The following is a 24,677-nucleotide window of genomic DNA, read 5'->3' as shown; positions in this document are numbered from 1 at the left end:
AGGCGCACGAGGAAAGAGCACGAACCGCACGATGAGCACCGCACGATGAGCGCAGAAGCCGGACCCGGACCGTCCGGCCGGCCGGCCCCCGTCCACCCCGCCCCCGTCCGCCTGCGCACCGTGGGCCGCGGCCCCGGGCAGGCCGCCCCGACCGCTCGTGACCGGGCCCGCGGCGCCATGCTCGGCCTCGCGGTCGGCGACGCCCTCGGCGCGCCGGTCGAGAACATGAAGCCCTCGCAGATCCGCGAGCGCTGGGGCCGTATCGAGGACTTCGTGGCCGCCTCCCCGGCGGGCACCGACGACACCGAGTACGCCATCTTCTCCGGGCTGCTGCTCGCCGAGCACGGCGCGCGGCTGAGTCTGGCGCACGTGGAGTCCGCATGGCACGAGCGGATCGCCGACCTCGACGAAGGCCCGTTCCGGGGTGCCGGGTTCAGCGAACGCGGGACCCTGGAGAACCTGCGCCGCGGCCTGGCCGCACCGATCACCGCGCAGCACCGGCACGCCTGGAGCGACGGGCTCGCCATGCGCGCCGCGCCGTTCGGCGTCTTCGCCGCGGGCCGCCCGGCCGAGGCCGCGCGGCTCGTGGCCATCGACGGCACCGTCAGCCACGAGGGCGAGGGCATCTACGGCGGCCAGGCCGTCGCCGCCGGTGTGGCCGCCGCGATGGCCGGCGACTCCCCGGACGTCGTCGTGCAGGCCGCCCTGTCCGTCATCCCCGAGGACTCCTGGACCTCGCGGTCCCTGCAGCGCGCGGTCTCCGCCGGCCGCCGCGCGCGCCGCGCCCCCGGCGCCACGCCGCTGAGCGTCGAGCGTGCCGTGCGCTCCTCGGTCGTCATCGGCGGCTACCCGTGGTCGGACCTGGCGCCGGAGGCCGTCGGGCTCGCGCTCGGCGCCTTCGCCGCCGCCCGCGGCGACTTCGCGGACTCCGTCCTGACCGCCGTCAACATGGGACGCGACGCCGACACCACCGCCGCCGTCGCCGGCGCCCTGGCGGGCGCGCTGTGCGGCGAGTCCGCCGTCCCCGCCGCCTGGGCCGCGGCCATCCAGCCCGTACGGGGCACGTGCCTGCCGTCGATGGCGGGCCACCACGTGCTCGACATCGCCGACCGGCTCGCCCCCGCAGACGAGGAGGCCGCCTCATGAGCGCCCCCCTGCCCAGGTCCCGCCCCGCCCCGGAGCCGGGTGCGGCGCGTGCGCCGTCGGGCGCGCCCGACGGCGCCGCCGGGGGCGCGGCCCGTACGAGCGGACCCGCGGATGCGCCCGCGAGCCCCGACGACGGCGCGCGGCGCCCCGTCGTCGCCGCGCCGCGCACGGAGCGGCCCGCGTCGCCGGACACGCCCCCCGCCGGCGGACGGCCCGTCGGTGCCGCCGGCTTCACCGAGGCGGGCGGCGACCTGCGGCGGGTGGAAGGGCTGCTCCTCGGCATCGCCGCCGGCGACGCCGCCGGCTGGCCCGCCGGCCGGCACCGCGCCGCGCGGATGCCCGAGTGGACCCGCCGGCTCACCCGCGAGCTGGACACCTTCGCCGAGCAGAACGCCACCACCACCCTGCCGGTGCCCATCGCGCTCAACCAGCCGCCCGAGCCGCTGCGGCTGGGCCCGTCGGACGACGCGGAGTGGGCCGCGTTCACCGCGTACGCCGTGCTCTCCGCCGGCAGCGGCCTGCACACCGACCTCACCTCCGACCGGCGCGTCCGCTCCGCGCTCACCCTGGCCTGGAGCGCGCTGGCCGACGAAGTCGCCGTCGCCGCCGAGCGCGCGGACGAGATCGAGTCGGCCCAGATCCCGCTGCGCGCCCGTATCTCCGTACGGGCCGGGCTCGGCAACCTCGCCGCCGGCCTGCGCCCGCCCGCCACCGGTCACGACAACCCGCACTACTTCGACGACGCCGCGTGCGTGCGGGCCGCCGTGCTCGCCGCCGTCCACCCGGGCGACCCGGAACGGGCCGCCGACCTCGCCGAGTTCGACGCCCGCTACACCCAGGACGGCGACGGCGTGCACGGCGCCCGCGCCACCGCCGCCGCGATCGCCGCGGCGCTCGGCGGCCGGCCCGTCGACGCCTGCGTGGACGCCGCCCTCGCCCAGCTCCCGGCCGGCACCGAGATCCTGCGCAACGCCGAACGCGCCGTGCAGCTCGGCCGCACCGCCGTCGCCACCCGCCCCGGGCTGCCGGGCAACGCCTTCGCGCTCGTGCCCGTGCTGGAGCACGAGATCGTCGACCACGTCTACAGCTACGGCATCGCCGCCGCCGAGACCGTGCCCGTCGCTCTCGCCGTCGCCACCGCCGCGGCGGGCGCGATCTCCGAGGCCGTACCCGCCGCCGCGTGCCTGTCGCGCGTGGCCGACTCCGCGCCGGCCCTGGCCGGCGCCCTCACCGGGGCGCTCGGCGGCGCCGCCGGACTCCCCGCCACCTGGCGGGACGCCTGCCGGATCCTCTCCGGCTGCGCCCTGCCCCACTTCGCCGGCGCCGACCTCGTCGACCTCGCCCGGCAGTTGGCCGACAAGCTGCTCAGCACTCCCGCGGAAGGACCCCTCGCCTCATGACCCCCACCACCGCTTCCGCCGGCCCCGGCGACCCCGCCGCCTCCGCAGGTCCCGGCCTCGCCGACCGCACGGCCGGATGCCTCGTCGGCGCCGCCGTCGGCGACGCCCTCGGCGGGCCCGTCGAGGGCTGGACCCCCGAGGCCATCGCCGAGCGTTACGGCGGCCGGGTGAGCGGGATCGTCGAGCCGTTCCACCGTGAGGCGTGGCGCACCGCACGGCCCATCGCCCCGTACCACAAGGGCGACGGCCACGTCACCGACGACACCCTCATGACCCACGCCCTCATCCGCGTCTACGACAAGGTCCGCGACCACCTCGACTCCTACGCCGTCGCCGCCCACCTCGTGCCCGACCTGATGGGCACGCCACGCTGGATCCCCGAGCTGGAGGCCGAGGCGCTGCCGCTGCAGCGGATCTTCCTCGCCGAGAAGTGGATCGTCGCGCGGCTGCACTACGGCCATGTCGACCCCCGCGAGGCGGGCGTCGGCAACATCGTCAACTGCGGCGCCGCGATGTACATGGCCCCCGTCGGCGCCGTCAACGCCGGCAACCCCGCGGCGGCCTACGCCGAGGCGCTGGACGTCGCCGGCGCCCACCAGTCGTCGTACGGGCGCGAGGCCGCCGGCGTCTTCGCCGCCTGCGTCGCGGCGGCCTTCTCCCCGGGCGCCACCCCGGAGTCGGTGGTCGAGGCGGCGCTCGCGCTGGCGAAGGACGGTACCCGCGCCGCCATCGAGGCCGTCTGCGAAGCAGCCGCCGGCTGCCGGGACTTCGAAGAGGCGCTGGCGCCGCTGCGCGCGGCGGTCGAACCGTACGACACCGTCGGCCCCGACTACCGCAACCCCTCACTCGGCGCCCGGCGGCCCTCACGGCTGCACGCCATAGAAGAGCTGCCGGTGGCGCTGGGCATGCTGCTCGTCGGCCGCGGCGACTACCGGCACACGGTCCTCGGCGCCGTCAACTACGGCCGCGACTGCGACTCGATCGCCACCATGAGCGGCGCCATCGCCGGTGCCCTGGGCGGCGCCGCGGCGGTGCCGGGGGAGTGGGCCGAGGAGGTCGCGCGCGCCAGCCGGCTGGACCTGCTCGCCCCCGCCGCCACACTGACGGACGTCGCGCGCGAGGTGTTCGTACGGGACGTGGCGCGCCGCCGCGCCCACGAGGCCGTGTTCGGCGCGCTGGCGGAGGCGTCGTGACCGCGGTGCCGGCCGGTGCGCACGGGGGCCCGCTCCGGCTGACCTGGGTGCAGCCCGAGGACCTCGTCGGCCACGAGCTGCGGCAGGCGGCGGAGGACGGCCGCGCCGCGGGGCCGCTGCACCGGCGCTGGCTCGCGGCCGGCGGCCACATGGCGCCGGACCGCGCGGGCGCCTCGCCGGGCCCGCCGAAGCCGCGGCTGCGGGCGCTGGCGCTGGAGCTGCTCGACGAACTGGCCACGTTGGAGAGCCCGCTGGCGGCGATCGAGCCGACGGAGCTGGCCGAGATCAGGTCGGCCTGCCCCCGCTGGCCCGCGCCCCCGCGCGGCCCGGAGGGCACGGACGGCGACGGGCTGCGCCGCCGGCTGCACGCCGCGTGGCTCGGCCGCGCGGCCGGCTGCGTCCTGGGCAAGCCCGTCGAGAAGGTGACTCTGGAGGGTATCCGGGCCATCGCCCGCTCCACCGGCAACTGGCCGGTGCACACGTGGTTCACCGCCGCCGGGCTCGACCCGGCCGTCGCGGCGGCGCACCCGTGGAACAGCCGCAGTGCCGCCACCTCCCTGGCCGAGACCATCGACGGCGCACCCGAGGACGACGACCTCAACTACCCGCTCCTCGGCCTGCTCCTCCTCGACCGCCACGGCCACGCCTTCACCACCGCCGACGTCGGCCGCCTCTGGCTCGACGAACTGCCCGCGGGCCGTACGTTCACCGCCGAGCGGGTCGCGTACCGCAACCTGCTCGACGGCGTGGAGCCCCCGCACACCGGGGCGTACCGCAACCCGTTCCGCGAGTGGATCGGCGCCCAGATCCGCGCCGACGTCCACGGCTGGACACACCCCGGCGACCCGGCCGGCGCCGCCGAAGCCGCGCACCGCGACGCGGTGCTCACCCACACGGCCAACGGCGTCTACGGCGCCATGTTCGCCGCCGCCGTCATCGCCGCGGCGGCCGGCGGCCGCGCGGACGTGAACGAGGCGCTGCGCGCGGGACTGGCCGTCGTGCCGCCCCGCTCGCGGCTGGCCCGCGCCGTGCGGCACGGCATCGAGCTGGCCCGGACCGAAGCCACCGGAACCGCGGAGGGCTTCGCGACCGTCGTCGACGACCTGCACGCCGCGCACGAGGGGCGGCACTGGGTGCACGCCGTCCCCAACGCCGCGCTGCTCGCCGCCGCGCTGACCCACGCCGCAGGCGACTTCACCGGTGCCGTCTGCCGCGTCGTCTCCGGCGGCTGGGACACCGACTCCAACGGCGCCACCGCCGGGTCCGTCACCGGGCTGCTCGCCGGGGCACCGGAGGCGCTGCCGGAGCGGTGGACGGCGCCGCTGCGCAACCGGCTGGCGACCACCGTGGGCGGCATGGACGGCATCGGCTTCGACGAACTCGCCGCCCGCACCGCCGCCCACGCGCTGCCCGCCCCGGACCGCGGAGACCGCGCCCGCACCGCCGCCCACGCCGGTGCCGTACCACCGCACGACCCCAGGAGGCCCTCCGCATGACGACCACCCCCCAGGCGACGATCGCCGTGTTCGGCAGCGTCAACATGGACCTCGTGGCGTACGCCGCCACCGCGCCGCGCCGCGGCGAGACCGTCTCCGGCCGCGAGTTCCGCACCGTGCCCGGCGGAAAGGGCGCCAACCAGGCCGTCGCCGCCGCCCGCGCCGGCGGGGCGGTGTCGATGATCGGCGCGGTCGGCGCCGACGCCTTCGGCCGCGAGCTGCGCGCCGCCCTCGACGACGCCGGCGTGGACACCGCGGGGCTGCGCACCGCCGCGGGCGCCAGCGGCACCGCGCACATCGTCGTCGACGACGACGGCGGTAACTCCATCGTCGTGGTCCCCGGCGCCAACGGCACCGTCACCGCCCTGGCCGACGGCGACGAGGAGCGCATCGCCGCGGCCGGCACGCTCCTGCTGCAACTGGAGCTGCCGATGGACGGTGTGGTGGCCGCCGCCGAGTCGGCCCGCACGAGCGGCGGCCGCACCGTGCTCACCCCCGCCCCGGCACGCCCGCTGCCCGACCGGCTGCTCGCCGCCACCGACCTGCTGGTCCCCAACGAGCACGAGGCCGCCGCCCTCACCGGCAAGTCCGACCCGCACGAGGCCGCGGCGGCTCTGCTCGAGCGCGTACCGGAGGTCGTGATCACCCTCGGCGGGGCGGGCAGCCTGTACGCCGCGCGCGACGGGGACCCGGTCACCGTGCCGGCGCGGCCGGTCCGGGCCGTCGACACCACCGCCGCGGGCGACACCTACGTCGGCGCGCTCTGCGTGGCGTACGCCGAGGGCCGGCCGATGCCCGCGGCGATGGCGTGGGCGGCAGCCGCCGCCGCACTCGCCGTCCAGCGCCCGGGTGCGTCGTCCTCCATGCCGGCGCGCGCGGAGATCGACCGGCTGGCGGCCGAGGGCCCGTGACCCGCATACCGCCGCAAGACCCCGCGAGGCCCCGGGCGTACGGCCCGCGCACGGCACCGCAACGCACCACCGAGGAAGGCGCGACACCATGACCGACACCCCCGCCTCCGCCGCTCCTGACGCTTCCGCCTCCCCACCGCCGCAGGCCCCGCTCGCCGGGCTGCGCGTCCTGGACCTCGCCACGCTCTTCGCCGGCCCGCTGGCCGCGACCATGCTCGGCGACTTCGGCGCCGAGGTCATCAAGGTCGAGCACCCCGCCAAGCCCGACCCCTCGCGCGGCCACGGTCCCGCGAAGGACGGCGTGGGCCTGTGGTGGAAGCTGCTCGGCCGCAACAAGAAGAACCTCACCCTCGACCTGTCGACCCCCGGCGGGCGCGACGTGCTGCTGCGGCTGGCCGCCGGATCCGACGTGATGGTCGAGAACTTCCGCCCCGGCACGCTGGAGAAGTGGGGCCTGGGCTGGGCGGAGCTGTCCGCCGCCAACCCCCGGCTCGTACTCGCCCGGGTCACCGGCTTCGGCCAGTTCGGCCCCTATGCCCGCCGTCCCGGGTTCGGCACCCTCGCCGAGGCGATGAGCGGCTTCGCCGCGGTCACGGGCGAGCCGGACGGGCCGCCGACGCTGCCGCCTTTCGGCCTCGCGGACTCCGTCGCCGCCCTGACCACCGCGTACGCCGTGATGACCGCGCTCGCCGGCCGGGAGCGCACCGGGCGCGGGCAGGTCGTCGACATGGCGATCATCGAACCGATGCTGACCGTGCTCGGCCCGCAGCCCCTCTGGTACGACCAGCTCGGCTACGTTCAGCCCCGTACCGGCAACCGCTCCACCAACAACGCGCCGCGCAACACCTACCGCACCGCCGACGGCCGCTGGCTCGCCGTCTCCACCTCCGCGCAGTCCGTCGCCGAGCGGGTGATGCGGCTCGTGGGGCGGCCGGAGCTGATCGACGAGCCCTGGTTCGGCACCGGCGCGGGCCGGGCGCGGCACGCCGCCGAACTGGACGAGGCGGTCGGCGGATGGATAGCGCGGCATGACGCGGCGACGGTCGTGGCCGCGTTCGACAAGGCCCAGGCGGCGGTGGCGCCGGTGTACGACGTGCGGGACGTGATGGCCGACGAGCAGTACCGGGCGCTGGGCTCGGTCACCGAGGTCGAGGACGAGGAGCTGGGCACGCTGAAGATGCAGAACGTGCTCTTCCGGCTCTCCGAGACCCCGGGTGCGATCCGCTGGGCGGGCCGGCCGCACGGCGCGGACACCGACGAGGTGCTGACCCGGCTGGGGCTGACCGGGGCGGAGATAGCCGGGTTGCGGGACGAGGGGGCGGTGTGAACTCCCCGCGCGCCTCCGCGGTCGCGGCCGGCCCGGCCTCCGGTGCCGGGCCGGAGACGTATCTGACCTGGCTGTACGCGCCCGGGGACCGTCCCGCGGTGGTGGCCAAGGCGCTGCACAGCGGCGCGGACGTGGTACTGGTCGACCTGGAGGACGCGGTGGCGCCACAGCGCAAGGCGTACGCGCTGGCCGCCACCGCGGAGCTGCTGAGCGACCCGCGTCCCGGCCCGGTGCCGGTGCACGTGCGGATCAACGCGCTCGCGGGGCCCCTGGCGGACGGCGAACTGCGCACGCTGGCCCCGCTGCCGGGCCTGGCCGGACTCCGGCTGCCGAAGACCGGCGGCCGGGAGGAGGTGCTGCGGGTGGCGACGGCCGCCCGCGAAGCCCGCGCCGCGGCCCTCGCGCCCGGTGGATCCGCCGGCGCGGACGGCGCACCCGCCGCACCCCTCGGCCACGCCGCCACCGGCGGTGTCCCGCCGCTCTACCCGCTCCTCGAATCCGCTCTCGGCATCGAGCGCGCCTACGAGATCGCCGCCGCGCACCCCGCCGTCCGCGGCCTCGCACTCGGCGAGGCCGACCTGCGGGCGGAGCTGGGCGTCGCCGACGACGCGGGGCTGGCCTGGCCGCGCAGTCGCGCCGTCGTCGCGGCCCGCGCCGCGGGACTCTCCCCGCCCGCGCAGTCGGTGTATCCGGACGTCGCCGACCTCGACGGACTCGCCCGCTCCTGCGCCGCCGGCCGGGCGCTGGGCTTCCTGGGCCGTACGGCCATCCACCCCCGGCAACTGCCCGTGATCGAGCGCGCGTTCCTGCCCTCCCGGCAGGAGGTCGAACGGGCCGAGGAGATCGCCGCCGCCGCGGCGGCGGACCCGGGCGCGCTCGCGCTTCCCGACGGCCGCTTCGTCGACGCCGCCGTGGTGGCAGAAGCCCACCGCACCCTGCTCCTGGCCCGCCGCCGCACCGTCTGACACGTCACCGCCCCGGCCGGAGGGCCCGGCCGGGGCGGTGACGGCGGTACGGGTGCGGGCGCGCCCGGTACGGGCCCCCGCCGTACTCAGCCCAGCGTCGACAGCGCCTCGTTGAACGTGTGCGACGGCCGCATGACCGCGGCGGCCCTCTCGGGGTCCGGCTGGTAGTAGCCGCCGATGTCGGCGGGCTTGCCCTGCACGGCCAGCAGCTCCTCGACGATCTGCCCCTCCCGCTCGGCGAGCGTCGCCGCCAGCGGCGCGAACGACTCCGCGAGCTTGGCGTCGGCCGTCTGGTCCGCCAGCTCCCGGGCCCAGTACAGCGCCAGGTAGAAGTGGCTGCCGCGGTTGTCGATGCCGCCGACGCGGCGGGTGGGCGACTTGTTCTCGTTGAGGAACGTCGCCGTCGCCCGGTCGAGGGTGTCGGCGAGGACCTGGGCGCGGGCGTTGTCGGTCGACTGGGCCAGGTGCTCGAAGGAGACGGCCAGCGCCAGGAACTCGCCGAGGCTGTCCCAGCGCAGGTAGTTCTCCTTGACGAGCTGCTGCACGTGCTTGGGCGCGGAGCCGCCCGCGCCCGTCTCGAACAGGCCGCCGCCGTTCATCAGCGGGACGACGGAGAGCATCTTGGCACTGGTGCCCAGCTCCAGGATGGGGAAGAGGTCGGTGAGGTAGTCGCGCAGCACGTTGCCGGTGACCGAGATGGTGTTCTCACCGCGGCGGATCCGCTCCAGCGACAGCGCCATCGCGTCGGCCGGGGCGAGGATCCGGATGTCCAGGCCCTCGGTGTCGTGCTCCGGCAGGTACTCCCGCACCTTGGCGATCAGACGTGCGTCGTGCGCCCGGTCCTCGTCCAGCCAGAAGACCGCCGGGTCGCCGGTCGCGCGGGCGCGGGTGACGGCGAGCTTCACCCAGTCCCGGATCGGCGCGTCCTTGGTCTGGCACATCCGGAAGATGTCGCCCTCGGCGACCGGCTGTTCCAGCAGGACGGTGCCGGCCTCGTCGACGACGCGTACGGTCCCGGCCGCGGAGACCTCGAAGGTCTTGTCGTGGCTGCCGTACTCCTCCGCCTTCTGCGCCATCAGGCCGACGTTGGGCACCGAGCCCATCGTCGCCGGGTCGAAGGCGCCGTGGGCGCGGCAGTCGTCGATGACGACCTGGTAGATGCCCGCGTAGCTGCTGTCCGGGATGACGGCGAGGGTGTCGGCCTCGTTGCCGTCCGGGCCCCACATGTGACCCGAGGTACGGATCATCGCGGGCATCGAGGCGTCCACGATGACGTCGCTGGGGACGTGCAGGTTGGTGATGCCGCGGTCGGAGTCGACCATGGCCAGCTCCGGGCCCTCGGCCAGCTCGGCGTCGAACGACGCCTTGATCTCGGCTCCCTCGGGCAGCGCGTCGAGGCCGGCGAGGATGCCGCCGAGCCCGTCGTTCGGGGTCAGGCCCGCCGCGGCCAGCGTCGCGCCGTGGTGCGCGAACGTCCGGGGGAAGAAGGCCCGTACCGCGTGCCCGAAGACGATCGGGTCCGAGACCTTCATCATCGTGGCCTTCAGGTGCAGCGAGAACAGCACGCTTTCGGACTTCGCCCGGGCGACCTGCTCGCCGAGGAACGCACGCAGGGCCTCGACGTGCATCACGGAGGCGTCGACCACCTCGCCGGCGAGCACCGGCACCGACTCCCGCAGCACCTCGGTCGCGCCGTCCGCGCCGGCCAGCTCGATACGCAGGCTGCCGTCGTGGCCGACGACCGCGGACTTCTCGGTGGAGCGGAAGTCATCGGCGATCATGTGCGCGACGTTGGTCTTCGACTCCGGAGACCAGGCACCCATGCGGTGCGGGTGGTTGCGGGCGTAGTTCTTCACCGAGGCGGGGGCGCGGCGGTCGGAGTTGCCCTCGCGCAGCACGGGGTTGACGGCGCTGCCCTTGACCTTGTCGTAGCGGGCGCGGACGTCGCGCTCCTCGTCGGTCTTGGGCTCGTCCGGGTAGTCCGGCAGGTCGTAGCCGTGCGCGCGCAGCTCGGCGATGGCGGCCTTGAGCTGCGGAATGGACGCCGAGATGTTCGGCAGCTTGATGATGTTCGCCCGCGGGGTCTGCGCCAGCGCCCCCAGCTCGGCGAGCGCGTCGGCCACCTGCCTGTCGGCCGGCAGCCGCTCGGGGAACTGGGCGAGGATCCGCCCGGACAGGGAGATGTCGCGGGTCTCCACCTCGACCCCGGCGGTCGCGGCGTACGCCTGGACCACCGGCAGGAACGAATACGTGGCCAGGGCCGGGGCCTCGTCGGTGTGGGTGTAGATGATCGTCGATGCTGATTCAGTCACCGGGTGCTCCAGTCCGCGTCGCTGCTCTGCCGGATTGCTTGATATCAAGATATCCCGTGCCGTCCGCGCGCCGGACAAGACCCTGGCCCGCTGCGCCGGTAGAGATGTGTCACACCTGGCCGGGGGCGCGGGAGACGCGCGGGGGACCGGATAGGCTCCGGAATCTACGCACCCGGGGGGGACCTGTTTCATGCGCGGACTGAAAATCGTGCTCGTGCTGTGCCTCGTGCTCGGCGTGCTCTTCGTCGCCGCCGACCGGCTCGCCGTCCACATCACGGAGGGGAAGGTCGCGGAGAAGATCCAGGCCCGGCAGGGCCTGGAGGGCAGCACGGACGTGTCCGTCAACGGCTTCCCGTTCCTCACCCAGATCTACGGCAAGCACCTCGACGACGTCGACGTCACGATGACCGGCATCCGCGCCGACCCGGCCGCCGCGGGCACCGGGGAGCGGCTGATGATCTCCGAGTTCAGCGTGGAACTGAGCGGCGTCGAGCTGGACGGCGACTACGGCGGCGCGACCGCGGAGAGCGCCGAGGGCTCCGCCCTCATCGCGTACGAGGCGCTGACGGCCGTGGCCGGGCATCAGGGCGTCACCTTCGCCTACGGCGGCGACGGCAAGGTGAAGGTCACCGCGAGCGCCGGGACGCTGAACGCACCGGAGCCGGCCGAGGTGCTCTCCGCCGTCGCCGTCGAGGGCGGCGACACCATCCGGCTGCGGGCGGAGGAGGTCCCGGACGGCGTGCCCGGGACCGAAGAGGCGGTGCGCGGGGCCGTCGACGTCGAGCGCCGGGTGGGCGGGCTGCCCGACGGCGTACGCCTCGGCCTGGTCACGGCGACCGCCGACGGCATCGTGGTCGACGTGACGGGCCAGGGGATCCGGGTCGCGGGCTGACCGCGCGGGGAGCGCCCGCGCGATCAGACGAGGTTCACCAGGAAGGCGTGGCACGCCTGCTCGCAGCGGCGGCACGCCTCCGCCCGCTCCGCCGCCCCGGGCGCCTCGTCGGCCAGCCGCTCGTAGTCCTCGGCACACGCAGCGCACGTCGCGGCGCACAACTCGACCTGCGCCCGGAGCACCGTCGCGTCGTACCGGCCGTGCTGCGAGAGCATCCGGGAGGTGTGCTCGCACACGTCCGCGCACTGCAGGTCCAGCCGCTGCACGGCGCCGGGTTCCGCCGCCCCGGCGGGCTGCAGGCACGCGGTCGCGCACTCCGCGCACGCCTGCGCGCACACGAAGCCGTCCTCGATATAGCGGACGAGTGCCTCACGATCGAGCTCGTCGGCCGAAACGGCCACCTGGATCGCCTCTTTCACCGTCAACCGCTCCCCTCCGGCGTCAGCCCACGGGACCCGGCTGCGGGTTGGGCTCCGGCACCGGGTCGGGGCCGGGCGGCCGGGGGATCGGATCAGGCGTGGGCGGCGTCGGCTCCGGTACGGGTGCGGGACCCGGCCCGGGGCGCGGGTCGGGGCCGGGAGGTGCGGGGGGCACCGGCGGTGGCGGCATCGGCGGAACGGGATCGGGCTCCCGGTCCGCCGACGGGAACGGGCGGGTCCCGGCGTCCGCTGCCGGCACCCGGGTCGGCTGCGTCGACATGTCGTCCTCCCGTGACGGGTCGTGCGCGTGTTTCCTTTGCGGTCAAGGGGGCGGCTGCCCGGCCGCGGCCCGCTTCACGCCCCCGGGCCGGAAGTTCCGCCCGATTGCACGCCCGCCCGGAGGGCGGTGCGGTGCCGGGGGCGGGCAGCGTGCCCGGCGGCTCAGTCGCGGCGGTGCCGGGGGCCGGCGGGCCGGGTGCCGGAGTTGCCGTGCCCCCGCATCCGGTGCGGGGTCAGCCGGCCTTCGTCCCGGGGCACCTCCGCGGGCTCGCGCTCCTCCGTCACCCGCCGGACCGGGCCGGACTCCGGGGGCCGCGGCTGGTCCTCCGGCCGCGGCGGGGCGGGCTCACGGGAACGTATCCGGATGCCGAGCCACACCGCGCCGACCAGCACGGCGACCACGACGAGGCCGAGGAGGAAGGGGAGCAGGCCGGCGGTGACGGCGGCGTCGGCGGCACTGCCGGAAGCACGTAGGTGCGCGTCGGTAGGCATGGCGCCCGGGTACCCCCGGATCGCCCGCCTGCACATCCGCCGCCGCACCTGTGCCCCGTCGCCCCGCCCCGGCCGCACCGGCCGGCGGATTTGTCCGGGGGCGATACCGCTGCCGCGTGGGACACTGAAGCACGTGCGTTTCCTGAATGACACTCCCGCCCCGTACGACCTCACGTACGACGACGTGTTCATGGTCCCCCGCCGTTCCGGCGTGGGCTCCCGCCAGGCCGTGGACCTGTCGTCCTCCGACGGAACCGGCACCACCATCCCGCTCGTCGTCGCAAACATGACGGCGATCGCCGGCCGCCGGATGGCGGAGACCGTGGCCCGCCGCGGCGGGCTCGTCGTGATCCCGCAGGACATCCCCATCGACGTCGTGGCCGAGGTCGTCTCCTGGGTCAAGGGGCGCGACCTGGTGCTGGACACCCCCATCGTGCTCGGCCCGCACTCCACCGTCGCCGACGCGCTGGCGCTGCTGCCCAAGCGGGCGCACGGGGCCGCCGTGGTCGTCGAGGACGGCCGTCCCGTGGGCATCGTCACCGAGGCCGACCTGACCGGCGTGGACCGCTTCACCCAGCTCTCCGAGGTCATGTCCCGCGACCTGCTGACCCTCGACGCGCAGATCGACCCGCGCGAGGCGTTCAACCGGCTGGACGCCGCCCACCGCAGGCTCGCCCCCGCCGTCGGACCCGACGGACGCCTCGTCGGCCTGCTCACCCGCAAGGGCGCCCTGCGGGCCACGCTCTACACCCCCGCCACCGACGCCCGCGGCCGGCTGCGTATCGCCGCCGCGGTGGGCATCAACGGCGACGTCGCCGGCCGCGCCAAGCAGCTCGTCGACGCCGGCATCGACACCCTCGTGGTGGACACCGCGCACGGCCACCAGGAGCAGATGATCCACGCGCTGCGCGCCGTCCGCGCCCTCGATCCCGGGGTGCCCGTGGCGGCGGGCAACGTCGTCGCCGCCGAGGGCGTACGGGACCTCGTCGAGGCGGGCGCCGACATCGTCAAGGTCGGCGTCGGGCCCGGTGCGATGTGCACCACCCGGATGATGACCGGTGTCGGCCGCCCGCAGTTCTCCGCCGTGCTGGAGTGCGCCGCCGAGGCCCGCCGGCTCGGCAGGCACGTGTGGGCCGACGGCGGCGTGCGCCACCCCCGCGACGTCGCCATGGCGCTGGCCGCCGGAGCCTCCAACGTCATGATCGGCTCCTGGTTCGCCGGCACCTACGAGTCGCCGGGCGACCTGCAGCAGAGCGCGGACGGGCGGCTGTACAAGGAGAGCTTCGGCATGGCCTCGGCGCGTGCCGTGCGCGGCCGTACCGCGGAGGAGTCCGCGTACGACCGCGCGCGCAAGGGGCTCTTCGAGGAGGGCATCTCCACCTCGCGGATGTTCCTGGATCCCGCGCGGCCGGGCGTGGAGGACGTCATCGACGCCGTCGTCGCGGGCGTGCGCAGCGCGTGCACCTACGCCGGGGCGGCCACGCTGGAGGAGTTCCACGAGCGGGCGGTGGTCGGCGTGCAGAGCGCCGCCGGCTACGCCGAGGGCAAGCCGCTGCACGCAAGCTGGCAGTAGTCGGAGCAGCGGGGCCGGCCGCGTCGGGAGCGGCGCCGCCGGCCGTGGTGTACTGCGAAGATGCGACTCGACGAGCTGGACGAGCGGATCGTGCGCGCCCTCGCCGAGGACGCCCGCCGCACCTACGCCGACATCGGCGCCGAGGTCGGGCTGTCCGCGCCCGCGGTCAAGCGGCGCGTGGACAGGCTGCGCGCCGCGGGCGCCATCACCGGCTTCACCGTGCGGGTCGACCCGGCGGCCCTCGGCTGGGCCACCGAGGGCTACGTCGAGGTGTACTGCCGCTCCAACACCGGCCCCGCCGACCTCCGCCGCGCCCTCTCGCGCTACGCGGAGGTGGCCGCCGCCTCGACGGTCACCGGTGACGCCGACGCCATCGTGCAGATCTTCGCCACCGACATGCGGCACTTCGAAGACGTGCTGGAACGGATCGCCGGCGAGCCCTTCGTCGAGCGCACGAGATCGGTCCTCGTCCTCTCCCCGCTCGTGCGCCGCTACGCCCCTGACCCACCCCGGTGAGCCGCGCCCCGGCGGGCCACGCAACGGATCGCCGCCCGAGCGGCGCATCACGCAACGAATCGCCTGACCGGACGCAATCGACGGGCCTTGTTCCGGCCCGCGGCCGGGCCGTACCGTCGAGGGGAGCCCCACCCCACCACCCGCCTGCGAGGTTGCACATGGCGCCGCTGCGCATCGCCCTGCTCCAGGGGCCGGCCGGGGCGCTCCCGGGCAGGCGGGAGGGCCTCGCCGCCCTGGAGGCCGCCGCCCGGACCGCCGCCGCCGGGGGCGCGCGGCTACTGGTCGCCTCCGAGCTGTTCCTCAGCGGGTACGCCACCGACCCCGCGGTCCACGCCGAGCCCGCCGACGGCCCCGGCGCCCGCGCCGTCGCCGCCATCGCCGCCGACCACGGGCTGTTCCTCGCCTACGGCTATCCGGAGCGGGACGGCACCGAGGTGTACAACGCCGTCCGGCTCATCACCCCGTACGGCCATCCGCTGGCCAACTACCGCAAGACGCACCTCTTCGGCGACTTCGAGCGCAGGTCCTTCACCCCGGGCGACACCACCGTGGTGCAGGCCGACGTCGACGGCCTCCGCGTCGGCATGCTGATCTGCTACGACGTGGAGTTCCCCGAGCTGGTGCGGGCGCACGCCCTGGCCGGCACGGAGCTGCTGCTCGTACCCACCGCGCTGATGCGTCCGTACGAGTTCGTGGCCCGCACGCTCGTCCCCGCGCGCGCCTACGAAAGCCAGCTCTACATCGCGTACGCCAACCGCGTCGGGGCCGAGGGCGAGCACCACTTCGCCGGGCTGAGCTGCCTGGCCGCGCCCGACGGCACGGTGCGCGCCCGCGCCGGTGACGGCGGCGAGGACCTCCTGCTCGCCGAGGTCGACCCGGCCCGCATCGCCGGAGCCCGCCGCGACAACACCTATCTCGCGGACCTGAGGCCCGAGCTGTACGCCTGACGCCCGGGCCCCCGCGATCCCCGGAAACCCCCTGGCACCCCCGCCCGTACCCCCGCACGACCCGGCGGCGGCTCCGCGCCGCCCGCACGCACGCCCGAGGAGCCCCGCCCGATGACGTCCACCATGCCCACCGCCGTCCACCCCGTGGCGGAGGAGCCCGCCCGGCGGCCGATCACGATGTTCGGCCCCGACTTCCCCTTCGCGTACGACGACTACCTCGGCCACCCGGCAGGTCTCGGCCAGGTACCGGCGACCAGGCACGGCACCGAGGTCGCCGTCGTCGGCGGCGGGCTCTCCGGCCTCGTCACCGCGTACGAGCTGATGAAGATGGGGCTGAAGCCGGTGGTCTACGAGGCGGACCGGATCGGCGGCCGGCTGCGCACCGAGACGTTCCCCGGCTGCGACCCCGCGCTCACCGCCGAGATGGGCGCGATGCGCTTCCCGCCGTCGTCCACGGCGCTGCGGCACTACATCGGCCTCACCGGCCTTCGGACCCGCCCGTTCCCCAACCCGCTGGCGCCCGGCACCCCGTCCACCGTCGTCGACCTCAAGGGCGAGTCGCACTACGCCCGCACCCTCGACGACCTGCCGCAGGTCTACCGCGATGTCGCCGCCGCCTGGGCCGACTGCCTGGAGGAGGGCGCCGACTTCACCGCCATGAACCGCGCCATCCGCGAGCGCGACGTGCCGCGGATCCGCGAGCTGTGGGCGGCCCTGGTCGAGCGGCTCGACAACCAGACCTTCTACGGCTTCCTCTGCGACTCGACGGCCTTCCGCTCCTTCCGGCACCGGGAGATCTTCGGCCAGGTCGGCTTCGGCACCGGCGGCTGGGACACCGACTTCCCCAACTCCATCCTGGAGATCCTGCGCGTCGTCTACACCGAGGCCGACGACGACCACCACGGCATCGTCGGCGGCAGCCGGCAGCTTCCGCTGCGGCTCTGGGACCGCGCCCCCGGCAAGATCGTGCACTGGGCGCAGGGGACGTCGCTGGCCGCCCTGCACGACGGCGGCGCTCCCCGCCCGGCCGTCACCCGCCTCGCCCGCACCGCCGGCGGGGGGATCACGGTCACCGACGCCGCCGGCGAGGTGCGCACCTACCCGGCCGCGGTCTTCACCGCCCAGTCGTGGATGCTGCTGTCGAAGATCGACTGTGCCGACGAGCTGCTGCCCATCGACCACTGGACCGCCGTCGAACGCACCCACTACATGGCGTCCTCCAAGCTGTTCGTCCCCGTGGACCGGCCGTTCTGGCTGGACCGGGACGAGCGGACCGGGCGTGACGTGATGTCCATGACGCTCACCGACCGCATGACCCGCGGCACCTACCTCCTCGACGACGGCCCGGACCGGCCGGCGGCGATCTGCCTGTCGTACACCTGGTGCGACGACAGCCTGAAGTGGCTGCCGCTGCCGCCCGGGGAGCGGATGGAGGTCATGCTCAAGTCGCTCGGCGAGATCTACCCGGAGGTCGACATCAAAAAGCACGTCATCGGCCCGCCGGTGACGGTCTCCTGGGAGGACGAGCCGTACTTCATGGGTGCGTTCAAGGCCAACCTGCCGGGCCACTACCGCTACCAGCGGCGGCTGTTCACCCACTTCATGCAGGAGTCGCTGCCGGCGGACAAGCGCGGGCTGTTCCTGGCCGGCGACGACATCTCGTGGACCGCGGGCTGGGCCGAGGGCGCGGTGCAGACGGCGCTGAACGCGGTGTGGGGCGTGATGCGGCACTTCGGCGGCGCCACCGACCCGGCCAACCCCGGGCCCGGAGACGTCTTCGACGCCATCGCCCCGGTGGAGCTGCCGGAGGACTGAGGCGTCCGGCTCAGTCGCGGGACCGGGCGCGCAGCGGGGCCAGCAGGCAGCGCGAGACCAGCCCCACCGACTGATCCAGCCGTTCGGCGAACTCCTCGCCCACCTCGGGCAGTCCGCGCAGCCGCCACAGCACCCGCGCCGCCGCCCACGCCGCGTCCCGGGCCCGCTCCAGGCTCCACGCCCCCGCGAGGTCCGCGGCGAGCCCGGCGGCCACGGTCCGGTCCGCGAAACGGCCGCCCGCCGGATGCAGCCGCTCCTCCTCGGTCACCGCCGGATACACCGAGGCGAAGACCGCCACCCCGTCGCGCCGGGGCAGCCCGCACGTCAGCGCGCGCATCCGTTCCGCGGCGCCGCCGAGGTCCCCTCAGGCCACGGTGTCCTGCACAGACGTCATGGCCGTCACCCTGACAGCCGGGAGACCGCGCGGCCCTCACCCGCCCGGGCGAGGCCCCGAGCACCCCTCGTACGGGTGGTGTCCGCCGCCCGGCCGGTACCGCCGGGGGCCTCGCGGGGTGATCCAGCCCACAGGAACGGCGGGATTGACCCGTGCCGGAGCGTGGCAGACTGGAGTCGTACCAGTGACGTACGCGCACTCCGGGGTCGGTGAAAATCCGAACCGGCGGTTACAGTCCGCGACCCGGCCGCTGCCAGCGGCCGGTTGACCAGGTGAAATTCCTGGACCGACGGTGAAAGTCCGGATGGGAGGCAGTGCGCGGCGGGATGCCACAGGTGCGCCGCCCCCGGCGGCCCGCCCCTCGCGGGCGGTCCAGCCGGATCCCGGCCGGCGCCCCGGTGATCGCGTTCCGTGACTGTCGTGAAAGACAGGCCCCGGAGTCCGTGCCCGACGAGGCAGGAGGACCCGGGTGGCCACCCCAGCCGAAGCGCAGGCCATGCGCCGCGCCATCGCGCTCGCCTCCCGGGCGCTCGGCGACACCAGCCCCAACCCCGTGGTCGGCTGCGTGATCCTCGACGCGGCCGGGCACCCGGTCGGCGAGGGCCATCACGCCCGCGCCGGCGGCCCGCACGCCGAGATCGCCGCGCTGGCGGACGCGGGGGAGCGGGCCCGCGGCGGCACCGCCGTCGTCACCCTCGAACCCTGCAGCCACACCGGCCGCACCGGTCCCTGCGTCCGCGCCCTGGCCGCCGCCGGGGTCGCCCGCGTCGTCTACGCCGTCGCCGACCCCACCCCCGCGGCCGGCGGCGGCGCCGCGGCGCTCGCCGCGGCCGGGATCGAGGCCGAGGGCGGCCTGCTCGCCGACGAGGCCGCCGCCGGGAACGAGCCGTGGCTGACCTCCGTGCTCCGCGGCCGGCCCTATGTCCTGTGGAAGTACGCCGCCACGCTCGACGGCCGCAGCGCCGCCGCCGACGGCACCAGCCGCTGGATCACCTCACCGGCCGCCCGCGCCGACGTCCACCGGCTGCGGGCCGAGGCCGACGCCGTCGTCGTCGGCTCCGGCACCCTGCGCGCCGACGACCCCCAGCTCGCCGTCCGCGGACCCCGCGCCGAGGCCGGCGTCACCCAGCCGCTGCGTGTCGTCGCCGACACCGGCGCGACCGCCCTCACCCCTGGCGCCCGGATACTCGACGGTGCCGCCCCCACCCTCGTCGCCGTGGCCGACGACGCCCCGGCCGCCGCCGTCGGCCGCCTCGGCGCCGCCCTCGACGCCGCCGCGGCCCGCGGCGGCCACCGCGCCGAGGCGGTGCGCCTGCCGCGCGCCGCCGGCGGCCGGGGCCTCGACGTCGACGCGCTGCTCGCCACGCTGTACGGGCGGGACGTGCGCTCCGTCCTGCTGGAGGGCGGCCCGACCCTGGCCGGGGCGTTCCTCGCCGCCGGCGTCGTCGACCGGGTCGTCTGCTACCTCGCCCCCGTCCTGCTGGGCGCCGGGCCCGCCGCGCTCGCCGACGCCGGAATCGGCACGATCGGCGAGGCGTTGCGCCTCGATGTGACAGCCGTCGACCACCTCGGCCCCGACCTGCGGCTGACCGCCGTGCCAGGGCCCGCGCCCGAGCCGCCCGCCACCAAGGAGAGCTGACGTTGTTCACCGGAATCGTTGAAGAGCTCGGCGAGGTCGTCGCCGTCGAAGAGCTGCCCGACGCCGCCCGCTACCGGATGCGCGGCCCCGTCGTCACCGAGGGCGCCCGGCACGGTGACTCCATCGCCGTCAACGGCGTCTGCCTGACCGTCGTCGACCTGGAGGGACCGGAGTTCACCGCCGACGTGATGGCCGAGACCCTGAACCGCTCCAGCCTCGGCGGTCTCGGCCCCGGGGACCGGGTCAACCTGGAGCGCCCGACCGCCGTCGGCGGGCGCCTGGGCGGGCATCTGGTGCAGGGTCACGTCGACGGCACCGGCGAGATCATGAAGCGCAAGACCTCGGACAACTGGGAGGTCGTCACCGTCTCGCTGCCGGGGGGCCTCACCCGTTACGTCGTGGAGAAGGGCTCCATCACCGTCGACGGCGTCAGCCTCACCGTCGTGGACGCCGGGCCCGACTTCTTCACGATCAGCCTCATCCCCACGACGCTCGCGCTGACCACGCTCGGCGTCAAGCAGCCCGGAGACAAGGTCAACCTGGAGGTCGACGTCGTCGCCAAGTACGTCGAGCGGCTGCTCGCCCCGCACGCCGCCCGCGCGGGCGGAGCACGGGAGTGAGCGCACTGGACTCCCTCAACGGCGTGGCCTTCTCGGTGTTCGGCGAGGACATCAAGTGGGCCGACATGACCGGCAACGTGCTGGGCCTCGGCGCGCTCGCCCTCGGCTGGCGCCGCTCCGTGGCCGTCTGGCCGGCCCAGTTGCTCTCCGGCGCGGTGCTCGTCGTCGCGTACGCCTCCGCCGGCCTCACCGGCGGCGTCGGCAAGCAACTGCTGGTCGTCGGCGTCTCGGTGTGGGGCTGGGCGCAGTGGGCGCGCGGCCGGCGCGAGAGCGGTGCGATACGGGTGCGCTTCGCCACCTGGACCGAGCGCGCCTGGCTCGTCGGCGCCACCGCGGTCGGCACCACCGCCGTCGCGCTGCTCTTCCTCGCCGTCCCGTCCCTGTCCTGGAACCCCTGGCCGGACGCCTACCTGTTCACCGGCTCCGTCGCCGCCATGGTCGCCATGGCCCGCGGCTGGGTCGAGTTCTGGTTCGCCTGGCTCGCCGTCGACGCCGTCGGCGTCCCGCTCGCGTACTCCAGCGACCTGAAGTTCTCCGCCCTCGTGTACGTCGTCTACGGCGTCGTCGTCCTCCTCGGCCTGCGCGCCTGGTGGACCGCGAGCCGCCGCACCGCCCCGCCCGCCACCGGGCGGCCGGAGGCACTGGAAGGAGCCGCCGCATGACCGCCCTGCAGACCTGGCAGCACGCCGGGGACGTGGAGGACCTCCGCCTCGACCCCGTTGAGCGCGCGATCGAGGAGATCGCCGCCGGCCGGCCCGTCGTCGTCGTGGACGACGAGGACCGCGAGAACGAGGGCGACCTCATCGTCGCCGCCGAGCTGATCACGCCCGCCACCGTGGCGTTCATGATGCGCGAGTGCAGCGGCATGATCTGCATGCCGATGGAGGGCGAGGCGCTGGACCGGCTCGGCATCCCGCAGATGGTCCAGCGGAACACCGAGTCCATGCGCACCGCCTTCACCGTCACCGTGGACGCCGCCGCGGCCCACGGTGTCACCACCGGCATCTCCGCCTCCGACCGGGCGACCACGATCCGGCTGCTCACCGACCCCGCGGCGGTCGCCACGGACTTCGTCCGGCCCGGCCACATCTTCCCGCTGCGCGCCCGTGAGGGCGGGGTGCTCGTCCGCGACGGGCACACCGAGGCCGGCGTGGACCTGGCCCGGCTCGCCGGGCTGCGGCCGGCCGCGGCGATCGTGGAGATCGCCGGCGAGGACGGCGAGATGCTGCGGCTGCCGCAGCTCGTCCCGTTCGCCCGCAAGCACGGCATCGCGATCGTCTCCATCGCCGACCTCATCGCCTACCGCCGCACCACGGAGTCCGTCCCCGCCGCCCCCGGGCCCGCCACCGTCCCGGCCGCTGCGGAGTCCTTCACCGTCCCGGCCCCCGCCCCGGCGGCGGCCCCCGGCGTACGCCGCGAGGCCGAGACCCGGCTGCCCACGGCGTACGGCGACTTCACCGCGTACGGCTACCGCTCGGCCGCCGACGGCGTCGAGCACATCGCCCTGGTCATGGGCGACGTCGCCGGTGACGACCGGGACAAGGGGGTGCTCGTGCGCCTGCACTCCGAGTGCCTGACCGGCGACGTCTTCGGCTCCCAGCGCTGCGACTGCGGCCCGCAGCTCCACGCCTCGCTGCGGCGCGTGGCCGCCGAGGGCCGCGGCGTCGTGATCTACCTGCGCGGGCACGAGGGCCGCGGCATCGGCCTGCTGTCCAAGCTGCGCGCCTACGAGCTGCAAGAGCGCGGCCGGGACACTCTCGACGCCAACCTGGAGCTGGGCCTGCCCGCGGACGCCCGCGACTACGCAGCCGGGGCCCGTATGCTCGCCGACCTCGGCGTCACCTCGGTGCGCCTGATGACCAACAACCCCGAGAAGGTCGAGGCCCTGCTCCGCCACGGGCTGACCGTCACCGGCCGCGAGCCCACCCCCGTCGAGGCCGGTGAGCACAATCTGCGCTACCTGCTCACCAAGCGCGACCGCATGGGCCACCACCTGCCCTGGCTGGAGGGCGCCCCCGTCGCGGTGTGCAGCAACCAGTGACCCCGTAGCGGCACCCGATATCAGGCATATGTCACCTGTTCCACCACCACCCACCCCGGCAGAGAGCGAAAGAGGAGAGCCGTGAGCGGCAAGGGCGCACCCGAACTGACCGTGAAGAACTGCGAGGGCCTGCGGGTCGCCGTCGTCGCCGCGCTCTGGCACGAGCAGGTGATGGACGGGCTCGTCGACGGCGCCCTGCGCGCCCTCGGCGAGCTGGGCATCACCGAGCCCACTCTGCTGCGGGTGCCCGGCAGCTTCGAGCTGCCGGTGGCCGCCAAGGCGATGGCCGGCCGCGGCTACGACGCCGTCGTCGCCCTCGGCGTCGTCATCCGCGGCGGCACCCCGCACTTCGACTACGTGTGCCAGGGCGTCACCGAAGGGCTGACCCGCGTCGGCGTGGAGACCGGGGTACCCGTCGGTTTCGGCGTGCTCACCTGCGACACCGAGGAGCAGGCGCTCGCCCGCGCCGGTCTCGCGGACTCCGTGGAGGACAAGGGCCACGAGGCGGTCACCGCCGCCGTGGCCACCGCCGCGGCGCTGCGCACCGTGACCGAGCCCTGGCGCTGAGCGTCCCCGCGGACCCCGTAGACTGGGCCCACCATGGCCAGCAAGACATTCGAGGAGCTCTTCGCCGAGCTCCACCAGAAGGCCGCCACCGGCGACCCCGCCACCTCCCGCACCGCCCAGCTCGTCGGGCTGGGTGTGCACGCCATCGGCAAGAAGGTCGTCGAGGAGGCGGCGGAGGTCTGGATGGCCGCCGAGTACGAGGGCGAGGAGCGCACCGCGGAGGAGATCTCCCAACTCCTCTACCACCTTCAGGTGATGATGGTCGCCCGGGGCATCTCCCTCGACGACGTCTACGCCCATCTCTGACGCCCGTACGCACCCGCCCTCAGCCACCGGCAGAAGCCCACCGGCAGAACAGGAAGAGTCACGACCATGCTGCGCATCGCCGTCCCCAACAAGGGTTCCCTCGCCGAGCCTGCGTCGGCGATGCTCCATGAGGCCGGCTACCGGCAGCGCACGGACCGCCACGAACTGGTGCTCACCGATGCCGCGAACGACGTCGAGTTCTTCTTCCTGCGCCCCCGCGACATCGCCGTCTACGTCGGTTCGGGGCGTCTGGACATCGGCATCACCGGCCGCGACCTGCTGCTCGACTCCGGTGCCGGCGCCGAGGAGATCATGCAGCTCGGCTTCGGCGCCTCCACCTTCCGCTTCGCCACCCGCCCCGGCACGGCCGCCGGCGTCGCCGACTTCGGCGGCAAGACCGTGGCCACGTCCTTCTCCGGGCTGGTCGCCAAGCACCTGGCGGACAACGGCGTCGACGCCGAGGTCGTCCACCTCGACGGCGCCGTGGAGACCGCGATCAAGCTCGGGGTCGCCGAGATCATCGCCGACGTCGTCGAGACCGGCACCACGCTCCGGCAGGCCGGACTGGAGATCATCGGCGAGCCGATCCTCACCTCCGAGGCGATCGTCATCCGCGGCACCGGCTCGCGGGAGGAGCCGAAGGTACGGCAGTTCCTGCGCCGGATGCAGGGCGTGCTCGTCGCCCGCCGGTACGTGATGATGGACTACGACATCCGCGCCGAGCACCTGGAGCAGGCCGTCGCCCTCACCCCGGGTCTGGAGTCGCCGACCGTCTCGCCGCTGCACCACGAGGGGTGGGTCGCCGTCCGCTCGATGGTGCCCACCGCCGACGCCCAGCGGATCATGGACGAGCTGTACGAACTGGGGGCCCGCGCCATCCTCACCACCACCATCCACGCCTGCCGCCTGTGACCGCCGCCGAACTGCCGGTCACCTTCCGGCCGCACCGCACCCGGGCGGTGCTCGTCGCCTCCGGCTTCACGATCTTCGCCACGCTCACCGCGATCGGCTTCACGCTCAGCATGAACCTGGGGGAGCGGATCAGCTTCGTCGTCGTCGGGCTGTTCTTCCTCGGCGGGCTGCTGCTCCTCGGCCGTCCCCACGTGGTCGCGGCCGACGACGGTGTCACGGTCACCAACCTGACCCACCGCCGGCACCTCGCCTGGGCCGAAATCCTCCGCGTCAACCTGCGGCCCGGCGACCCCTGGGTCTCCCTCGACCTCGCCGACGGCACGAGCCTGCCGGTCATGGGCATCCAGCCGGGCATCGGCCGGGAGCAGGCCGAGCGGGACGCGCGGGTGCTCGCCGGGATGGCGGCGGAGCGCGGCACGGGCGCACCCGGCGCCTGAGGCTGCCCCCAGGCCCGGGTCGTGTTTACTCTGGTGCGCAGGGCCCTCCAGGGGCCTTCCCGGAGCCGAGCGCACCGG

The 24,677-nt window shown here is 75.2% G+C and carries 23 protein-coding genes, 1 pseudogene and 1 riboswitch; of the genes and pseudogenes, 20 read left to right on the top strand and 4 right to left on the bottom strand.

Annotation, left to right across the window (positions count from 1 at the left end; genetic code table 11):
- Positions 1–45 precede the first annotated feature (45 nt).
- The 7 genes from I003_RS0106570 (at position 46) to I003_RS0106540 (ending at position 8,438) form a co-directional block, all read left to right on the top strand.
- Positions 46–1,146 carry an ADP-ribosylglycohydrolase family protein gene (locus I003_RS0106570; RefSeq protein ID WP_027770785.1) on the top strand — a complete coding sequence of 367 codons (1,101 nt, stop codon included), beginning with the start codon at positions 46–48 and terminating at the stop codon, positions 1,144–1,146.
- On the top strand, positions 1,143–2,546 hold the full coding sequence (locus tag I003_RS0106565) for an ADP-ribosylglycohydrolase family protein (protein WP_027770784.1): 1,404 nt from the start codon (positions 1,143–1,145) through the stop codon (positions 2,544–2,546). The genes I003_RS0106570 and I003_RS0106565 overlap by 4 nt, the downstream gene beginning before the upstream one ends.
- A complete protein-coding gene (locus tag I003_RS0106560) occupies positions 2,543–3,739 on the top strand; it encodes an ADP-ribosylglycohydrolase family protein (protein WP_027770783.1) in 1,197 nt (398 codons plus the stop codon). Before I003_RS0106565 ends, I003_RS0106560 begins: the two co-directional genes overlap by 4 nt.
- Entirely contained in the window at positions 3,736–5,235 is a 1,500-nt protein-coding gene (locus I003_RS0106555) for an ADP-ribosylglycohydrolase family protein (RefSeq protein ID WP_027770782.1), read from the top strand. The genes I003_RS0106560 and I003_RS0106555 overlap by 4 nt, the downstream gene beginning before the upstream one ends.
- A complete protein-coding gene (gene rbsK / locus I003_RS0106550; protein WP_027770781.1) occupies positions 5,232–6,146 on the top strand; it encodes a ribokinase in 915 nt (304 codons plus the stop codon). The genes I003_RS0106555 and rbsK overlap by 4 nt, the downstream gene beginning before the upstream one ends.
- Positions 6,147–6,234: 88 nt before the next feature.
- On the top strand, positions 6,235–7,473 hold the full coding sequence (locus I003_RS0106545) for a CoA transferase (protein WP_027770780.1): 1,239 nt from the start codon (positions 6,235–6,237) through the stop codon (positions 7,471–7,473).
- A gap of 62 nt (positions 7,474–7,535) precedes the next feature.
- Positions 7,536–8,438: an aldolase/citrate lyase family protein gene (locus I003_RS0106540; RefSeq protein ID WP_027770779.1), complete on the top strand. Its 903-nt coding sequence runs from the start codon at positions 7,536–7,538 to the stop codon at positions 8,436–8,438.
- Positions 8,439–8,524: 86 nt separating this feature from the next.
- Here the strand turns inward: I003_RS0106540 and I003_RS0106535 are convergent, their stop codons facing one another.
- Positions 8,525–10,750: an NADP-dependent isocitrate dehydrogenase gene (locus tag I003_RS0106535; RefSeq protein WP_027770778.1), complete on the bottom strand. Its 2,226-nt coding sequence runs from the start codon at positions 10,748–10,750 to the stop codon at positions 8,525–8,527.
- Positions 10,751–10,940: 190 nt separating this feature from the next.
- Between I003_RS0106535 and I003_RS0106530 the strand changes: the two genes are divergently transcribed.
- Positions 10,941–11,642, top strand: coding sequence for an LmeA family phospholipid-binding protein (locus I003_RS0106530; RefSeq protein ID WP_027770777.1), 702 nt, complete (start codon positions 10,941–10,943; stop codon positions 11,640–11,642).
- Between the two features lie 23 nt (positions 11,643–11,665).
- Here I003_RS0106530 and I003_RS0106525 read toward each other — a convergent pair whose 3' ends face one another.
- Positions 11,666–12,061 (bottom strand): four-helix bundle copper-binding protein, encoded by a 396-nt coding sequence (locus I003_RS0106525; protein WP_051368125.1) that lies wholly within the window; start codon positions 12,059–12,061, stop codon positions 11,666–11,668.
- A 441-nt stretch (positions 12,062–12,502) separates the two neighbouring features.
- Positions 12,503–12,832: a DUF6479 family protein gene (locus tag I003_RS31615; RefSeq protein ID WP_486584116.1), complete on the bottom strand. Its 330-nt coding sequence runs from the start codon at positions 12,830–12,832 to the stop codon at positions 12,503–12,505.
- 133 nt (positions 12,833–12,965) lie between these two features.
- On the opposite strand from I003_RS31615, the gene I003_RS0106515 reads away from it, so the two are divergent.
- From I003_RS0106515 to I003_RS0106500, 4 genes are all read left to right on the top strand, one after another.
- Positions 12,966–14,405, top strand: coding sequence for a GuaB1 family IMP dehydrogenase-related protein (locus tag I003_RS0106515; protein WP_027770775.1), 1,440 nt, complete (start codon positions 12,966–12,968; stop codon positions 14,403–14,405).
- A 60-nt stretch (positions 14,406–14,465) separates the two neighbouring features.
- Positions 14,466–14,921 (top strand): Lrp/AsnC family transcriptional regulator, encoded by a 456-nt coding sequence (locus I003_RS0106510; protein WP_027770774.1) that lies wholly within the window; start codon positions 14,466–14,468, stop codon positions 14,919–14,921.
- A 158-nt stretch (positions 14,922–15,079) separates the two neighbouring features.
- The gene (locus I003_RS0106505; RefSeq protein ID WP_027770773.1) at positions 15,080–15,868 is read left to right on the top strand and encodes a carbon-nitrogen hydrolase family protein; all 789 of its coding nucleotides are present in this window, start codon (positions 15,080–15,082) and stop codon (positions 15,866–15,868) included.
- A gap of 111 nt (positions 15,869–15,979) precedes the next feature.
- Positions 15,980–17,683: an NAD(P)/FAD-dependent oxidoreductase gene (locus I003_RS0106500; protein WP_027770772.1), complete on the top strand. Its 1,704-nt coding sequence runs from the start codon at positions 15,980–15,982 to the stop codon at positions 17,681–17,683.
- Positions 17,684–17,693: 10 nt separating this feature from the next.
- Here the strand turns inward: I003_RS0106500 and I003_RS36755 are convergent.
- Positions 17,694–17,873: pseudogene (locus I003_RS36755) on the bottom strand (DUF5995 family protein); the annotation flags it as partial.
- 395 nt (positions 17,874–18,268) lie between these two features.
- Positions 18,269–18,399: riboswitch (FMN riboswitch) on the top strand.
- Between the two features lie 147 nt (positions 18,400–18,546).
- Between I003_RS36755 and ribD the strand changes: the two are divergent.
- The 8 genes from ribD to I003_RS0106455 all read left to right on the top strand — a co-directional run bounded on the left by ribD (position 18,547) and on the right by I003_RS0106455 (position 24,599).
- Entirely contained in the window at positions 18,547–19,716 is a 1,170-nt protein-coding gene (gene ribD / locus I003_RS0106490) for a bifunctional diaminohydroxyphosphoribosylaminopyrimidine deaminase/5-amino-6-(5-phosphoribosylamino)uracil reductase RibD (RefSeq protein ID WP_027770771.1), read from the top strand.
- A 2-nt stretch (positions 19,717–19,718) separates the two neighbouring features.
- The gene (locus I003_RS0106485; protein WP_027770770.1) at positions 19,719–20,336 is read left to right on the top strand and encodes a riboflavin synthase; all 618 of its coding nucleotides are present in this window, start codon (positions 19,719–19,721) and stop codon (positions 20,334–20,336) included.
- Positions 20,333–20,998, top strand: coding sequence for a nicotinamide mononucleotide transporter family protein (locus tag I003_RS0106480; protein ID WP_027770769.1), 666 nt, complete (start codon positions 20,333–20,335; stop codon positions 20,996–20,998). The genes I003_RS0106485 and I003_RS0106480 overlap by 4 nt, the downstream gene beginning before the upstream one ends.
- A complete protein-coding gene (locus tag I003_RS0106475) occupies positions 20,995–22,377 on the top strand; it encodes a bifunctional 3,4-dihydroxy-2-butanone-4-phosphate synthase/GTP cyclohydrolase II (RefSeq protein WP_027770768.1) in 1,383 nt (460 codons plus the stop codon). Before I003_RS0106480 ends, I003_RS0106475 begins: the two co-directional genes overlap by 4 nt.
- 81 nt (positions 22,378–22,458) lie before the next feature.
- A complete protein-coding gene (ribH, locus tag I003_RS0106470) occupies positions 22,459–22,944 on the top strand; it encodes a 6,7-dimethyl-8-ribityllumazine synthase (RefSeq protein ID WP_027770767.1) in 486 nt (161 codons plus the stop codon).
- A 33-nt stretch (positions 22,945–22,977) separates the two neighbouring features.
- Positions 22,978–23,250, top strand: a complete 273-nt coding sequence (locus I003_RS0106465; RefSeq protein WP_027770766.1) for a phosphoribosyl-ATP diphosphatase — start codon at positions 22,978–22,980, stop codon at positions 23,248–23,250.
- A gap of 66 nt (positions 23,251–23,316) precedes the next feature.
- Complete coding sequence (gene hisG / locus I003_RS0106460) at positions 23,317–24,162, top strand: ATP phosphoribosyltransferase (RefSeq protein ID WP_027770765.1); 846 nt, start codon at positions 23,317–23,319, stop codon at positions 24,160–24,162.
- Positions 24,159–24,599, top strand: coding sequence for a PH domain-containing protein (locus I003_RS0106455; protein WP_027770764.1), 441 nt, complete (start codon positions 24,159–24,161; stop codon positions 24,597–24,599). Before hisG ends, I003_RS0106455 begins: the two co-directional genes overlap by 4 nt.
- Positions 24,600–24,677: the final 78 nt, after the last annotated feature.

This window comes from Streptomyces sp. CNQ329, assembly GCF_000482585.1.
Note: the sequence above shows the minus strand (reverse complement) of the source record. Positions and strands in the feature narration are given on the sequence as shown.